Origin of the sequence: Streptomyces sp. NPDC059524 (genome assembly GCF_042749255.1) — a bacterium.
Classification (GTDB): domain Bacteria; phylum Actinomycetota; class Actinomycetes; order Streptomycetales; family Streptomycetaceae; genus Streptomyces; species Streptomyces xanthii.
In genome coordinates this window covers 4,309-19,271 of sequence record NZ_JBHYTK010000106.1, presented here as the reverse complement: position 1 = coordinate 19,271, position 14,963 = coordinate 4,309, and the positions used below count along the sequence as shown (strand labels likewise).

12 protein-coding genes are annotated in these 14,963 nt (G+C 72.7%); 5 read left to right on the top strand and 7 right to left on the bottom strand.

Annotated elements, in window-relative coordinates:
* Nucleotides 1-131: 131 nt before the first annotated feature.
* The gene (locus ACFW9D_RS26025) at nt 132-737 is read right to left on the bottom strand and encodes a hypothetical protein (protein ID WP_384625419.1); all 606 of its coding nucleotides are present in this window, start codon (nt 735-737) and stop codon (nt 132-134) included.
* 29 nt (nt 738-766) lie between these two features.
* Nucleotides 767-4,435, bottom strand: a complete 3,669-nt coding sequence (locus tag ACFW9D_RS26020; protein ID WP_384625416.1) for a S8 family serine peptidase — start codon at nt 4,433-4,435, stop codon at nt 767-769.
* 291 nt (nt 4,436-4,726) lie between these two features.
* Here ACFW9D_RS26020 and ACFW9D_RS26015 point away from each other — a divergent pair, with 291 nt between their 5' ends.
* A complete protein-coding gene (locus ACFW9D_RS26015) occupies nt 4,727-5,647 on the top strand; it encodes a HipA family kinase (RefSeq protein ID WP_384625413.1) in 921 nt (306 codons plus the stop codon).
* Between the two features lie 245 nt (nt 5,648-5,892).
* Here the strand turns inward: ACFW9D_RS26015 and aceB are convergent, their stop codons facing one another.
* Both aceB and ACFW9D_RS26005 read right to left on the bottom strand, forming a co-directional pair.
* Nucleotides 5,893-7,515, bottom strand: a complete 1,623-nt coding sequence (gene aceB / locus ACFW9D_RS26010) for a malate synthase A (protein WP_384625410.1) — start codon at nt 7,513-7,515, stop codon at nt 5,893-5,895.
* 221 nt (nt 7,516-7,736) lie between these two features.
* On the bottom strand, nt 7,737-8,336 hold the full coding sequence (locus tag ACFW9D_RS26005; RefSeq protein WP_384625407.1) for an NTP transferase domain-containing protein: 600 nt from the start codon (nt 8,334-8,336) through the stop codon (nt 7,737-7,739).
* A 167-nt stretch (nt 8,337-8,503) separates the two neighbouring features.
* On the opposite strand from ACFW9D_RS26005, the gene ACFW9D_RS26000 reads away from it, so the two are divergent.
* On the top strand, nt 8,504-8,806 hold the full coding sequence (locus tag ACFW9D_RS26000) for a DUF5955 family protein (RefSeq protein ID WP_188341222.1): 303 nt from the start codon (nt 8,504-8,506) through the stop codon (nt 8,804-8,806).
* A 196-nt stretch (nt 8,807-9,002) separates the two neighbouring features.
* On the opposite strand, the gene ACFW9D_RS25995 is transcribed toward ACFW9D_RS26000, so the two are convergent.
* Nucleotides 9,003-10,469, bottom strand: a complete 1,467-nt coding sequence (locus tag ACFW9D_RS25995; protein WP_384625404.1) for a PLP-dependent aminotransferase family protein — start codon at nt 10,467-10,469, stop codon at nt 9,003-9,005.
* A gap of 92 nt (nt 10,470-10,561) precedes the next feature.
* Here ACFW9D_RS25995 and ACFW9D_RS25990 point away from each other — a divergent pair, with 92 nt between their 5' ends.
* A complete protein-coding gene (locus ACFW9D_RS25990) occupies nt 10,562-11,065 on the top strand; it encodes a universal stress protein (protein ID WP_384625401.1) in 504 nt (167 codons plus the stop codon).
* A gap of 112 nt (nt 11,066-11,177) precedes the next feature.
* On the opposite strand, the gene ACFW9D_RS25985 is transcribed toward ACFW9D_RS25990, so the two are convergent.
* Nucleotides 11,178-11,801 (bottom strand): response regulator transcription factor, encoded by a 624-nt coding sequence (locus tag ACFW9D_RS25985; protein WP_188336132.1) that lies wholly within the window; start codon nt 11,799-11,801, stop codon nt 11,178-11,180.
* On the bottom strand, nt 11,798-12,982 hold the full coding sequence (locus ACFW9D_RS25980) for a sensor histidine kinase (RefSeq protein ID WP_384625398.1): 1,185 nt from the start codon (nt 12,980-12,982) through the stop codon (nt 11,798-11,800). The genes ACFW9D_RS25985 and ACFW9D_RS25980 overlap by 4 nt, the downstream gene beginning before the upstream one ends.
* Nucleotides 12,983-13,119: 137 nt before the next feature.
* Between ACFW9D_RS25980 and ACFW9D_RS25975 the strand changes: the two genes are divergently transcribed.
* Complete coding sequence (locus ACFW9D_RS25975; protein WP_384625396.1) at nt 13,120-14,181, top strand: ABC transporter permease; 1,062 nt, start codon at nt 13,120-13,122, stop codon at nt 14,179-14,181.
* Nucleotides 14,178-14,870: an ABC transporter ATP-binding protein gene (locus ACFW9D_RS25970; RefSeq protein WP_188336129.1), complete on the top strand. Its 693-nt coding sequence runs from the start codon at nt 14,178-14,180 to the stop codon at nt 14,868-14,870. Before ACFW9D_RS25975 ends, ACFW9D_RS25970 begins: the two co-directional genes overlap by 4 nt.
* Nucleotides 14,871-14,963: the final 93 nt, after the last annotated feature.

Genomic DNA, 14,963 nt, shown 5'->3' with positions numbered 1-14,963 from the left:
GCTCCACCCCTCACCTTGCTTGGGTTCTGGTAGCGTAGTGGGGGGTTTTTCACTACCTACCCCCCCCCCCCCGCCCGCCCCCCCCCCCCGGGGGGGGGGCGCGCCCCCCCCCCCCGGCGGTGATCAGGTGGTCAGCGCAGTCGGTAGGCCTGGGGGATCGTCTGCTCGACCTTGTTCCCCGCGCTGTCGGTCGCGGTGATCCGCAGGGCCACTCCTTCCTCGGCCTGGTCGCGCTCGGGGTGGCTGACGCGCACGGCGAACGTGTTCTTCCCGTCGGCCTCGGTGGCCACCGGCTTCCAGGTCTCGCCGCCGTCGAAGCTGGCCTCCGCGCGCAGCGTGTCCACGGTCGGCGGCGTGCTCAGCCGGTCCTGGTAGTACCCGGTGACGGTGAAGGTGTGCACCCCGCCGGCCTTCGCGGTGTTGTCCAGGGCCAGGCCCAGGTCGTACCGCAGGAAGATGAGCGGCTCCGGACGGCACGGTCCGGGTTCCTTGACGACGACGTCGGCGACGCACGGCTGGGACGACGGGGTGTCGGACTTCGACGGCCGCTCCGAGGTGTACTCCCAGGAGGTCCGCACCCCGTCGGTCTCCGCCCGGAACGTGTAGCGGGCCGATTCCGCCGGCAGGTCGTAGGAGATGACATCGGCCTTGCACCCGACGAGGGCGAGCATCGCCACCGCCGCTGCCGCCGCGAGCTTCATCGTGCGGCGCCGCTTCGGCGGCGTGGCGGGGTTCACCGGAGGAGTCTCCTTTCCCATTGAGGTCATCACCGTCCGCTTCCCGACATCGGGCCCGACGCGTCGCCGGGCTCGCCGAGCTGGAAGACGAACTCGACCGGGTTGAGCTTCTGCGGGAGTTCGTCGCCGGAGCCGTCGAAGAGGCTCACCTTGCATGCGGGGGGCTCACAGGCCTGGGTCCCGTAGATCAGGTGGGCGATGCCCGTGTCGTGCAGCATGCCCGTCATGGCCTGGCGGCCGCCCTCACCGCTGGTCACGTACAGGGTGGGCCAGAAGCGGTCGCCTTCCCGGCAGCCGGCGCACGGCAGACCGGTGGAGATGGTGAAGCCGGACTCCGTGCGGACCTGGGGCGCCGCGCCGGGAAGGGACGGGCCCGCGTTCCAGGCGATCGTGTTCTTCGTGCCGAGCACCAGGTCCCGGGCCTCGACGGGACCCGAGGGACTGGCCACCGACGGCCCGACGTAGTCCCTGACGGACATCTCGAAGCGGTCGATCGCGTCCGGGGTGCGCGGTCCGACCATCGTGGTGACCTCCCGCTGGCTGTCCGGTTTGGGCAGCATGAGTTCCTCCGTCACCGGGCCGGACTCCGTCATCCGGTTCCAGCTGAAGTGAGGGATCGCACCGGGCCGGTCGGCGTGGAACCGGTGATCGACGCGGTCGAGATCCCGGGTCCGGACCTGGTAAGGCAGGTTGCCGGGGACACGGCCGGGGGAGTCGAAGGCCAGCGCGTACGTCTTGGACACCTCGCGGGTGCCGCCGAGTTCGATCCGTACGCCGGACCGCGCGCCGTCCTCGATCCGCCCGATCAGCGTCGCGGCCCCGGCCGGGGGCACGGTCACGATCGGCAGTGCCGCGTAGGGATCGACGGCCGGGCAACTGTCGGGACCGTTCTCGCACTTGTACTGCCGGGACGACTCGTACTTCAGCAGCGCGACCCGGTCGGTCTCCCCGGTGACGAGGACACCGACCGCGCCCGCGTCGGCGGCTGCCGCCACACGCGTGCGCAGCGCGGTGAAGTCGCAGGTCGTGCCACAGATGTCCGTCGGCTTCAGCAGCACCAGCGCGCCCTTGGCATCAGCCTTGGCGAGCTCCTCAGCCGAACCGGTGCCCGCGTAGACGACGGGCCGCTTCCCCTCGACGGGCAGCCGGGGGATCTTCGACCGGACGAGCGTGGACACGGGCTTGCCGTCCTTCGTCCACCGCTGGTTCCCGCCGTTGATGGTGGTGTCCGGGGTCGCGTAGCGGGCGCCCAGGTCGAACGGGTCGCCGTTCCCCGTGACCTTCATCGTCACGGACGGCGGTACGAGGACGTGCCGGCTGAAGAAGTCGAGCGTGCCGAGGGTGACCTTGTCGGTCGTCGGCAGGGCCCACCAGTGCGGGTCACCGGGACCGTACTCGGTACTCAACGCGGCCGTGATCCCCCAGTTCTTGTCCACGGAGACCCGCTCGGTCTTGAAGAGCGCCTGATACGTCTCGGTCGGCTCCGGGGTGTTCACCTCGATGGGCTTCACCTTCCGGAGGTCCAGCTCGACCGTGGTCTCCCCGGCGACCTTCACCTCCGGCACCATCGGCGCGGCCATCTGCAGCTCGCCGGACGCGTCCCGCCAGGTCACACCGAGCGCCGCGGTGACCGTGCCGGCGAAGACCCGCGCACGGACCGTCTCACCGCCCGGGACCGTCAGCGGCTTCTCGTACAGCTTCAGTTTGTCCTCGTCGACCGGGACGATCAGCGCGCTGCCGTACGAGACGTCGGTGGCGCCGACCGGAGGAACGACCCTGATGTTCAGGTCGTGGCGGACCGGCTCCACGAAACTGGAGATCCGGGTCGAACCGAGCAGGGTCCCCGCGCCGTCCTCGGCGGTCAGGACACCGGAGTACGCGCCGTACTGCCCGGAGCTGTCCACCGCTCTGCCGTCCATGGTCACCTTCACCTCGGCCGAGCCCTTGGCGGGCACGGTCACGTGGTCGGCGTCGAGGGTGAAGAGCCCGTCCGGCGCGGGCTTGCCCGCGGTGGAGGCCGAGGCCGAGAGCGTGAGGGTGACCGGCTCGTCCGTCCAGTTGTTGTAGGTGACCGTGCGGGAGACCGGGGAGTGCGGGTACTCGGCCCGTCCGAAGGCCAGGTTCCCGTCGGGGGTGATCTTCGGGTCGATCGCGCGGGCCAGGTCCACCCGGCCTGCGCCCTGCTCGTACACGTCGTGCCCGAGCTCCTTGGACGTCGCCATCAGCAGCGACTTGATCTGCCGTCCGGTGAAGTCGGGGTGCTGCTGGGCGACGATCGCCGCCGCGCCGGTCATGTGGGGCGTGGCCATGGACGTGCCACTGGCGGACGTGTAGAAGTCGTCCACGGGCTTGCCCATCTTGGTGCCCTTGGCGCGGGCCGCGACGATGGCGACGCCCGGCGCGGAGATGTCGGGCTTCGCCGCGCCGTCCCCGATGCGGGGGCCACGGCTGGAGAAGGGAGCCATCTGGTCGCTCTTGTCCACGGCCGCGACGGTCAGCGCCTCGTCGGCGGCGCCCGGCGCGCCCACCGTCCCGGAGTCGGGACCGGCGTTGCCCGCGGCGATCACGAACAGGGTGCCGTAGGTGCGGCTGAGTGTGTTGACCGCCGTGCTGAGCGGGTCCTTTCCGTCGGAGGGCGCGCCGCCGAGGCTCATGTTCACCACGTCGGCACCGGACTTGGCGGCCCACTCCATGCCGGCGATCACCGCGGAGCCGGGGCACGAGCCGTCCGGACCGCAGACTCTGCCGATGGAGAGCTTCGCCCCGGGCGCGACGCCGCGGAGCCGGCCGTCGGAGGCCTTGCCGGAACCGGCGATCGTCGACGCCACGTGCGTGCCGTGGCCGTGGCCGTCCACCGGACCGTCCGGGCTGCCAGTGAAGTCGACCGCCTCGCTGATCCGGTCGGCGAGATCGGGGTGGGTGGCGTCGACGCCGCTGTCCAGCACCGCGATCTTCACGTTCGCGCCGTCGTAGCCTGCCTTCCAGGCGGCGGGCGCGCCGATCTGCGGCACGGACCGGTCGAGCTGCAGCTTCGTCAGCTCGTCCAGCCACACCTTGCCCACTCCGGCCAGCGGGCCGGCCGCCAGGGAGGAGGCCGACGTACCGGTGCTCTTCTTCCGCACCTCCCGCCACCACGTGCCGTCGCCCTTGACGTGCAGGGAGCGGGCGTTGATGCCCGCCAGCACCTTCCTGGCGCTCGTACCCTTCGGGGGCTTCGCCGTCCGGGCGGCGCCCTTGCCGGTGTAGGTGGCGATCACCGGGACCTCGCCGGTCGTGCCCTCGGCCGTCCAGTCGGCCAGTTTGGCGAGGTTGAACAGCTCCCAGTCCAGGAGGTCGGCACGGAGCGTCGGCAGCGCGTCGTCCGGCACGACGTACACCTGGTCGTTCCTGGTGACGGTGTGGAAGAGGACCGACTCGTTCCCGGGCCGCGGCGCCGGGACGATCTCCCGGACGACCGGCTTGCGGTCCTTGGTGACGCCGATCTTCACCTTGTCGCCGGTCACCAGGGTCAGTGACACGTCGGCCCGGCTCTTGGCGGCGGCCTTGAGCAGGCTGTCGTGGACGGAGGGCGACAGCTTCAGGGAGGCGAGGGAAGGGGGAGCGGGGTCGGAGGCACCTGCCGCGGTGCCCGACACGAGCGTGCCGAGGACGGTGACGCCGGCGGCCGCGACGGCCAGCCGTCGCCCGAGGCGCCTCATCGCGCGGCCTCTGCGGATCTCGTTCTTCCGGGTTCGCTGTGCACATGGCGCGGGGGATGCATGAGCGTCTCCTACTCATCGCGAGAAAGAAGTACTTGCCGCATTCGGAATGAACCTTCGGGGCTGCGCTCGGGGCGGGGCAACGGATGCGGAGTGGCGGACTTCTTCCATGTCGCAGATCCGCCACGGAATCCGGCAGGGCGGCGGCGCGGAAATGTCAAATAGCCGGTGGCCAGGGAAAACTGACGCTCCGAAAGGTCGGCCTATTCGAGGGTGTTCTATGCTCGCTTCATGAAAGGCCTGAGAGAGGTCGTCGCGACCCGCTACCTCGCACCCCTGCACACCGGAGGTTCGGTCCCCGGTGTGGTCGAGGCGGACGACCTCGGCACCTACGTCCTGAAGTTCACCGGCTCGGCACAGGGCGTGAAGGCGCTCGTCGCGGAGATCGTGGTCGGGGAGCTCGCGCGACGGCTCGGACTGCGCTTCCCCGAGCTCGTGCTCGCGCACTTCGACCCGGCCGTGGCCGCGGACGAGCCGCACCAGGAGGTGCAGGACCTGCTGCGGGCCAGCGCCGGGATCAACCTAGGCATGGACTTCCTGCCGGGCGCCGCCGACTTCACGCCCGAGATCGCCGGGGTGTTCCCTGTCGACCCGCTGGAGGCCGGGCGGATCGTCTGGCTCGACGCGCTGACGGTCAACGTGGACCGCACCGTCCACAGCTCGAACCTGATGGTCTGGCCCACCTTCGGCACGGCGCCGCCGCGCCTGTGGCTCATCGACCACGGGGCGGCGCTCGTCTTCCACCACCGCTGGGACGGGGCCGCGCCGGAGAAGGCGTACGACTTCCGGCATCACGCGCTCGGGGTGTACGGGCCCGACGTGCGGGCGGCCGACGCGGAGCTCGCTCCGCGGGTGACCGAGGAGATGCTGCGGGAGGTGCTCGCGCTGGTGCCGGACGCGTGGCTGGTGGACGAGCCCGGATTCGACGGGCCCGAGGCGGTGCGGGGCGCGTACGTGGACTTTCTGCTGGCCCGCGCCCGCAGCTCGGCCTCCTGGCTGCCGACGGAGTTCCCGTCGCGGGACGAGTTGGCCGCCGCCGATGCGCGGCGGGCTGCCGCCATGGAGCGGGATCGTCCGGCCTGGCTCAAGCGGGTCCCCGACCTTCACGGCAAGCCGGGGGCGGAACAGGACTGGTCGGTTCACCTCGGCTGAGCGGGCGCGGATGCGTCTGCCGGGTGCGCTCCCGTGGCGGCTCTCCCGGCGTCGTGGCTGGTCGCGCAGTTCCCCGCGCCCCTGAGATGCGCACTTCGTGCGCGATCTCATCGGGAAAGGGGCGCGGGGCTGTGACATCAGCGGCTCCGCCGCGGGGCGCGAGAAGCCCCACCGGCCCGCAGGCGCCGACGCCACGCAAAGGCCCCCGGCGCTGTGCGGTGCCGGGGGCCTGAGTCGCGGGTGGATCAGCGGAGCTGCTCGTACGCGGGGAGCGTCAGGAAGTCCGCGTAGTCGGCGTCCAGGGAGACCTGGAGGAGCAGGTCGTGGGCCTGCTGCCACTTGCCGGCCGCGAAGGCCTCCTCACCGATCTCGGCCTTGATCTTCGCGAGCTCCTCACCGGCGACCGTGCGCGCCAGCTCGGCGGTCGCGGGCTGCCCGTTCTCGAAGACGACGCCCGCGTTGATCCACTGCCAGATCTGCGAGCGCGAGATCTCGGCGGTGGCGGCGTCCTCCATCAGGTTGAAGATGGCGACGGCGCCGAGGCCGCGCAGCCACGCCTCGATGTAGCGGATGCCGACCTGGACGGCGTTGACGAGACCGTCGTACGTGGGCTTCGCGTCGAGCGAGTCGATGGCGATGAGGTCGCCGGCGGCGACGGAGACGTCCTCGCGCAGCCGGTCCTTCTGGTTCGGCTTGTCGCCGAGGACCTTGTCGAAGGACTCCATCGCGATCGGGACCAGGTCGGGGTGGGCGACCCAGGAGCCGTCGAAGCCGTCGCCGGCCTCGCGGTCCTTGTCGGCGCGGACCTTCTCGAACGCCACCGTGTTGACCTCGGCGTCCTTGCGGGACGGGATGAAGGCCGCCATGCCGCCGATGGCGTGGGCACCGCGCTTGTGGCAGGTGCGCACGAGCAGCTCGGTGTAGGCGCGCATGAACGGTGCGGTCATCGTCACCGCGTTGCGGTCCGGCAGGACGAACTTGGCGCCGCCGTCACGGAAGTTCTTGACGATGGAGAACAGGTAGTCCCAGCGGCCGGCGTTCAGACCCGCGGCGTGGTCGCGCAGCTCGTAGAGGATCTCCTCCATCTCGTACGCGGCCGTGATCGTCTCGATGAGGACGGTGGCGCGGACGGTGCCCTGCGGGATGCCGACGTAGTCCTGGGCGAAGACGAAGATGTCGTTCCAGAGGCGGGCCTCCAGGTACGACTCCGTCTTCGGGAGGTAGAAGTACGGGCCCTTGCCGAGCTCGATGAGGCGCTTGGCGTTGTGGAAGAAGTACAGGCCGAAGTCGACGAGGGCGCCGGGGACCGGCTTGCCGCTCTCGTCCACCAGGTGGCGCTCCTCGAGGTGCCAGCCGCGCGGACGCATCACGACGGTCGCGAGCTGGTCGGCGTCCTTGAGGGCGTACGACTTGCCGGTGCGCTCGTCGGTGAAGTCGATGGTGCGGTTGTAGGCCGCGGTCAGGTTCAGCTGACCACCGACGACGTTCTCCCAGGTCGGGGCCGAGGCGTCCTCGAAGTCGGCCAGCCACACGCGGGCGCCCGAGTTCAGGGCGTTGATCGTCATCTTGCGGTCGGTGGGGCCGGTGATCTCGACGCGGCGGTCGTTCAGCGCGGCCGGGGCCTCGGCGACCTTCCACGAGTCGTCGGCGCGGATCGCGGCGGTCTCGGGGCGGAAGTCGAGCGTGGAGGTGCGGGCGATCTCGGCGCGGCGCTCGGCGCGGCGGGCGAGGAGCTCGTCACGCCGGGGCGTGAACAGCCGGTGCAGCTCGGCCACGAAGGCGAGGGCCGCATCGGTGAGCACCTCGTCCTGCCGGGGCAGGGGCTCGGCGTCGACGATGGCCAGCGGGGACGGCGCTGGTGCGGACATGAGGCTGTCACTTCCTTCAGCGAACGGACGCGTGCGGCACCGAGTGCCGGGGCGCCTGGGTATGGCTGCTGGCCCCGCTTCCGGGGACCGGCCCTTCTGAGAAGTGGATACTAGTTTCCTTATCGTGGAAGTTCAAGGTTTGTTGATGTCGAGATTCTCTGAGTCGACAGAACGTGGCGCTCGGTGCCACGTCCTTCACTCAAGGTGGCTGTACGGGGCAGCTACTCGAGATGGCCGAGATCCGCCTCGGTGTCGATGTCGTAGGCCTCCGCGACGTCCCCGCACTCGACGAGCTCCACAGCACCACGGTGCTCCTTCAGATAGGCGCGCGCACCGCGGTCGCCGGTCGCGCTCGCCGCGATCCCCGCCCAGTGCTCCCGCCCGAACAGCACCGGATGCCCCCGTTCCCCGTCGTACGAGGCCGCCACCAGGGACGCCGGAGAGCGGTACGCCTCCCGGACGCGGGCCACCGCCGCGGCCCCGATGCCCGGCTGGTCCACCAGGAGGACGAGCGCCGCGTCGGCGCCGCTCGCCGCCAGCGACTCCAGGCCCGCCCGCAGCGAGGACCCCATGCCCTCGGCCCACTCCGGATTCGTCACCGTCGTCACCCCGTCGAGCCGCGCCCGCTCCCGTACGGTGCCGGCCGCCGCCCCGAGTACCACGTGCAGCGGACCGCAACCGCCCGCGCGCAGCACTTCGAGCGCGTGCTCCACCAGCGGCCGGCCGCGATGCGTCAACAGAGCCTTCGGGCGTCCACCGAGCCGCCGGCCACCGCCCGCCGCCAGAAGCAGCCCCGCCACCTGCGCCTTGTTCGTCGTCATGGCCCCTGCATACCGCACCCGATGAGGTTGCCTTGCGCAACGGGCTGGCGGAGCGGCGATGTGTGGCGTTAACTGGGCGCCCACAAAGCCCGGTTGAGCTTTTTGGGTGACGTCCGCCAGGGGTGCACGCACAACGATGTGCGAGGGGGAGAGCTGTGTTGCGGAGCGTGGAGCAGGGGCGGGTGACGGGCAGCGGCGAGGATCCGCGGGTGGCCGAGCTGCGGACCGCGGTGTCCCGGCTGCGGCGTGAACTCGCCGGGTACGCCGTGGAGTTCCCGGACCGGGGGATCGCGGAGGACGAGTTGGCGGCGCTGGACGCGATGGCTCGGGGCGGGGTGCCCGAGGTTCCCCGGTTACGGCGGTCGCTGCTGCTCGTCGCCGGGGCCGTCGGGTCGGTCTCGGCGCTCTCCGCTGCGCTGGCTCAGGTGCGGGGGGCTGTGGAGCTGTTCGGCGGCCCGCCGCGGGGCTGAACGTCTCGTCGCCGGGTGACACGTACGTCGTGGCTGGTCGCGCAGTTCCCCGCGCCCCTGAAGGGGCACACTCCGTGCGCCCTCAGGGGCAAGCCGGTCGCCCATCGGGGAAATGCGGCGCGAAGCGCCATGCATTTCAGGGGCGCGGGGAACTGCGCGAGAAGCCCCACCGGGCCGCACCCGGGGACGAGGCGGGTCAGGCCACCCACGGGGGCCGGCTCGGGGCGAGGTCAGCTCCCGCCAGACCCTCGGAGAGTCCCGTCGCGATACGCCGGATCGCCTCGTCCGCCACCTCCGCCGGCTGCGTATAGGGAAACCGCAATCGATGCTCGAAGGTCCCCGGATCCGCGCCGAAGCGGGACCCCCCTTCGATCCGCACCCCGTGCCGGAGCGCCCCCTGTGCGAGCGCCGACGCGATCGGCCGCCCCAGATCGACCCACAGCGACAGACCCCCGGCCGGCAGCCGCCACCGCCACTCGGGGAACGCCTCCCCGAGCCGCTCCACGAGATGATCCCGCTGCGCCCGCAGGATCGGCAGCCGGCGCCGCAGAATCTCCTCCTCCCGCTCCAGCAGCCGCCCCGCGACCAGCTGATCGAGCACCGAGCCCGACATGTCGGCCGTCACGCGGAGCGTCGTGAGCTCGGTGATGAGCCGCGTCCCCGCCCGCACCCAGCCGACCCGCAGCCCGCTCCAGTGCCCCTTGCTGAGCGAGCCGACGGTGACGATCTGCTCCCCGCCGCCGCCCGTGGCCAGCGCCCCGAACGGCGGCGGCGTCGGCACGTCCAGCGCGATGTCCGCCACCGTCTCGTCGATGACCAGCCAGGTGCCCGTCGCCCGCGCCGCGGCCAGCAGCCGCTGCCGGGTCTCGGGCGGCATCACGCGGCCCGTCGGGTTCTGGAAGTCGGGGATCAGGTAGGCGAGCCGGGGCGTGCCCTGCCGGAGCGTCGCCTCCATCAGCTCGGAGTCCCAGCCGTCCGCCGACACCGGCACGGGCACCGTGCGCAGGCCGAGCCGCCGGATCACCGACAGCGCGTTCGCGTACGAGGGGTTCTCGACCATGATCCGGTCGCCGGGCCGGCCGAGCAGCGTCAGAGTCAGGGACACCGCCTGCTGGGCGCCGGTCGTGACGAGGATCTGGTCGGGCAGCGTCGGCAGCCCGCGCCGCGTGTACCGCTCGGCGATCGCGGCCCGCAGCTCGGGCAGCCCGTACGGGTGGTAGCCCGCGGTCTCCGCGTGCCGGGTCACGTCGGGCGCCGCAGCCGTGTAGGCCGCCGACAATTCGTCCGCGAGCGCGCCCGGCGCGGCGATCGCGAGGTCGATCACGTCGTCGCCCGCCGCCGGGGTCGCCACACTCGTCGGCCGCACCCCGTCCGGGAGCTCGGTCCAGGTGCCGGCGCCGCGCCTGCTGCGCGCGTACCCGCTCTCCCGCAGCAGGTCGTACGCGGCGGTCACGGTGGCCCGGCTCACCCCGAGCGCCGCCGCGAACTCGCGCTCCGCGGGCAGCCGTGCGTGCAGGGCGATCCGGCCGTCGAGCAGCAGCGTCCGCACGCCCTGGGCCAGAGCCCGGTAGCCGGGGCGCTCGCCCGTCACCCCCGTCACGAGCGTGCCGAGCCGTCTGCTGCCCAGCACGACCGCCGAGCCGTCCACACCGCCACCTGCCATGCCACATCTCCGATATTGGCCCTGCCGTCCAGGCCAATCAGCCTACAGAATCCCGTCCAGTGGCCTGGGGCGGGAGCGAAGGAGACAAGGGCATGGAGACCGGCAGGAGCGGGCGCGTCGTGGTCGGCGTCGGAGGATCGGCGGCGAGCCTGGGGGCGCTGCGGGTCGCCGCCGCGGAGGCGGGGCGGTCGGGGCGGGCGCTTGTCGTGGTGCTCGCCTGGGAGCCGCCGGAGGGGGAGGGGCTGTACCGGCGCTGGCCCGATCCCCAGTGGGCTCGGCACTGGTACGGGGAGGCCCGGCGGGAGCTGGCCCGGGCCGTGGAGCGGGCGCTCGGCGGGGTTCCGGTGGGCCTGGACGTGGAGCTCCGGGTGGTCCGCGAGCGGCCCGCGCCCGCGCTCCTCTCCTTCGCCGATCAGCCCGACGACCTGCTCGTCCTCGGCGTCCGGCCGCGGCGGCTTCGCCGGGGGAGGGTCGTCCGCGGGGTGCGGCGGGGTGCGGTGTGTCCGGTGCTGACGGTTCCGCTCCGCTCGGTTCCGCGGGCCCAATTGCGCGCCCTGCGCCGGGCGACTCCGTCGGACTTCGACCTGAGCCGCTGAGAGCTCGGTCCGCCCCGTCTCGTCGGCGGCCGCGGCCCGGTGGGGCTTCTCGCGCAGTTCCCCGCGCCCTGAAATGCAGACCCTTCGGGTCGCATTTCCCCACCCGCCACCGCTACGGCCGCAGCAACCCCTGCCGCGTCGCCCGCGCCACCGCCGCCGTCCGCGACTCGACCCCGAGCTTCGCGTAGATGTGCACCAGATGGGACTTCACCGTCGCCTGGCTCAGGAAGAGCTGACCCGCGATCTCCGCGTTGGACAATCCGTCCCGTACGAGCTGAAGAACCTCCAGCTCCCGCCGGCTGAGCGCCTCCGACGGCGCCCGCATCCGGTCCATCAGGCGGAGCGCGATCGCCGGGGCCAGCGCCGACCGCCCCGACGCGGCCGTCCGCACCGCAGCCGCCAGCTCCTCCGGCGGAGCGTCCTTCAGCAGATAGCCGGAGGCCCCCGCCTCGACCGCCGCCAGAATGTCCGCGTCCGTGTCGTACGTCGTCAGGACCAGGACGCGCGGCGCACCGTCGAGCGCGGCGATCCGCTGCGTGGCCTCCGCCCCGTGCATCCCCGTGCCGAACTGCAGGTCCATCAGGACGACGTCGATCCCGCCCGCACCGGCCAGCTCGACCGCCCGCTCCGCCGTTGCGGCCTCCGCGACGATCTCGAAGTCCGGCTCCGCGTCGAGCACGGCCCGCAGTCCGGCCCGTACGACGGGATGGTCGTCGGCGAGCAGCAGCCGGATCACGCGTCACCCCCGACGGGCACCGGCACCGGCAGGGTCACCGCGACGGCCGTGCCGCGCCCGGGCGCCGACTCGACCGTGAACGTGCCGCCGAGCTCCCGCACCCGCGCCCGCATCGCCGGCAGGCCGAAGCCGCCGTCGCCGGACACCGCCCGTTCCGGATCGAAGCCGTCGCCGTCGTCCACCACGTCCAGGGCCACCGAGGTCTCCATGAAGCTGAGAGTGATCTCCGCGCGGCGCGCGTGCGCGTGCCGCACCGTGTTGCCGAGCGCCGACTGCGCGATCCGCAGCAGCGCCACCTCGTACGGGGTCGGCAGCTCCAGCGGTGTGCCGCTCACCGTGCACCGGGCGGTCAGGCCCGGCGCGGTCGCGCACAGCCGCTCCAGCGCCCCGGCCAGCGAACCGTGCGCCAGATCCGGCGGCGTGAGCGCCCGTACGAAGCGGCGGGCCTCGGCGAGATTGTCCTGCGCCGCCGCCCGCGCCTGCTCGATGTGCGCGGCGGCCGGGGAGTCCCCCGGCAGGTCGCGCTGGGCCGCGCGCAGCAGCAGCTGGATCGAGGACAGGCCCTGCGCCAGCGTGTCGTGGATCTCGCGGGCGAGCCGCTCCCGCTCCGCGAGCGTGCCCGCGGCGCGCTCCGCGTCGGCGAGCTCGGCCCGGGTCGCGATCAGCTCCTCGATCAGCCGCCGTCTGCGCTCGCTCTCCCGGTACAGAGCCTGATAGCCGAGCACGGTCGCGACGGCGACGGCGGCCCCGAGCAGCGGTCCGATGAACGCGCCCGGGTTCACCGCCCCGTCGTGCCCCACGTACGAGGCGATGGCCGCGCCCGCCGCGAGCACCACCGCCGGGACCGCCCAGCGGGCCGGCAGCAGGTGCAGCAGCAGGAAGTACAGGGGGAAGGCCAGCCACAGGGCGTCGGGGGACAGGACGAGCAGCACCGCCCACACCGCGCCGAGCGCGGCCAGCCAGACGGCGGCACCCGTTCGGGCGCCGCGTACGGCCGGCACCAGGGAGCCCGCCGCGTAGACGCCGCCCATCACGACGGCGACGGCCACCACCGCCCCGGCCGGCTCGTCCGACCGTCCCGTGGCCGCGCGGACCACGACGAGCGCGAGCAGCCCCGCCGTCAGCAGGTGCAGGCAGAGGCGCAGGACGCGCAGGGCGGGGGTGAGTGAACTTGGATCCATACCGCTCACCAGCGTACGGAGCCGGACGCGGCGGCGCGGTCAACCGAAAGTTGGAAAGCGGCCTCCCACCTTCGATTCGGGTGAAGCGTGCTGTGGCGCGATGCCCGCGCGGGGTCCCGGGCCGCAGGGTGGACCTCATGTTCGTCGCATGGAGAGACCTACGGTTCGCCAGGGGCCGGTTCGCCCTGATGGGGACCGTGATCGTACTGATCACACTGCTGGTGGGACTGCTGTCGGGACTGACCGCGGGCCTGGCCCGGGACAACACGTCCGCGCTGACCGCACTGCCCGCCGACCACCTCGCCTTCGCCCGGCCCGCCGCCGGCCAGTCGGTGTCCTTCACCGGCTCCGACGTCACGGAGAAACAGTGGCGGGAGCTGGGCGGGCGTCCGGGGGTGGACAGCGCCGAGCCGATCGGGATCCGTACGGTCAACGCCGAGGCGGGGCGGCAGAGCGCGGCCGTGTCCGTGTTCGGAGTGCGTCCGGACTCCGGGCTGGCGCCCGCCGCCACCGGGCCCGGCTCCGTGGTCCTCTCCGCGAAGGCCGCCGACGAACTCGGCGCCGCACGCGGCGACCGGATCGAGCTGGGCGGGCAGCGGCTCACCGTCACCGCCGTGTCCGGCCAGGACTCGTACAGCCACACGCCCGTCGTCTGGGCCGATCTCGGCGACTGGCAGTCCCTCGCGCACTCGACCGGCGCCACGGTCGTCGCACTGCGCACCTCGGGCGGTGCGGACCTCGCCGCCGCCGACCGGGCCGCCGGCACCGAGTCGACGACCATCGAGGGCGCGCTGGCCGCCATAGGCTCCTACCAGGCGGAGAACGGCTCCCTGCAACTGATGCGCGGCTTCCTCTTCGTGATCTCGGCGCTCGTCGTCGGCGCGTTCTTCACCGTCTGGACCATCCAGCGCAGCGGCGACATCGCCGTCCTGAAGGCGCTCGGCTCCTCCACGCCGTACCTGCTGCGCGACGCGCTCGGGCAGGCCGTCGTGATGCTCGTCGGCGGCACGGCCGTCGGGACGCTGCTCGCCTGGCTCTTCGGGGCGATCGTGCCGGACGGCGTGCCGTTCGTCCTCGAACCCGTGACCGCGCTCGGCCCCGCCGCGGTGATGACCGTGCTCGGTCTCGTCGGCGCCGCCCTGTCCGTCCGGCGGATCACCGCCGTCGACCCCCTCACCGCCCTCGGGAGCGCCCGATGACCCTGCTGCTCGACGACATCACGCTCACCTACCCCGACGGGGACGGGCGGCTCACCGCGCTCGACCGCGTCGGCCTGGAGGTGCCCGCCGGGACCCTGACCGCAGTGGTCGGCCCCTCCGGCTCCGGCAAGTCCAGCCTGCTCGCGGTCGCCGCGACGCTGGTCACGCCGGACAGCGGGCGGGTCGTCATCGACGGTACGGAGGCGACGGGGCTGAGCCGGGCCGACGCGGCGGCGCTGCGGCGCCGGGCCGTCGGGATCGTCTTCCAGCAGCCCAATCTGCTGCCGTCGCTGACCGCCCTGGAACAGCTCCAGGTCATGGCCCACCTGGGCGGGGGCCGGCCGCGGGACGTGCGGGAGCGGGCGGCGGAGCTGCTCGACTCCGTCGGCCTCGCGGGGCAGGCGCACCGCCGGCCGCACCAGCTGTCCGGCGGGCAGCGGCAGCGGATCAACATCGCGCGGGCGCTCATGAACGGGCCGCGGGTGCTGCTGGTCGACGAGCCGACCAGTGCGCTGGATCATGAGCGGGGGGCGGCCGTGCTGGAGCTGATCGGGGGGCTCACGCGGGAGCGGGGGACGGCCACGGTGCTGGTCACCCATGATCGCGGGCAGCTCGGGGTCGCCGATCAGGTCGTCGAGATGGTGGACGGGGTTCTCGCCGAGGCCGGCGTCCGGGGTGGGACGGCCTGACCGTCGCCGCCCGCGGGTCTCGTCGTGGCTGGTCGCGCAGTTCCCCGCGCCCCTGAAGGCGAGCGGCTTCGCCACTCAGCCTTCAACTTCAGG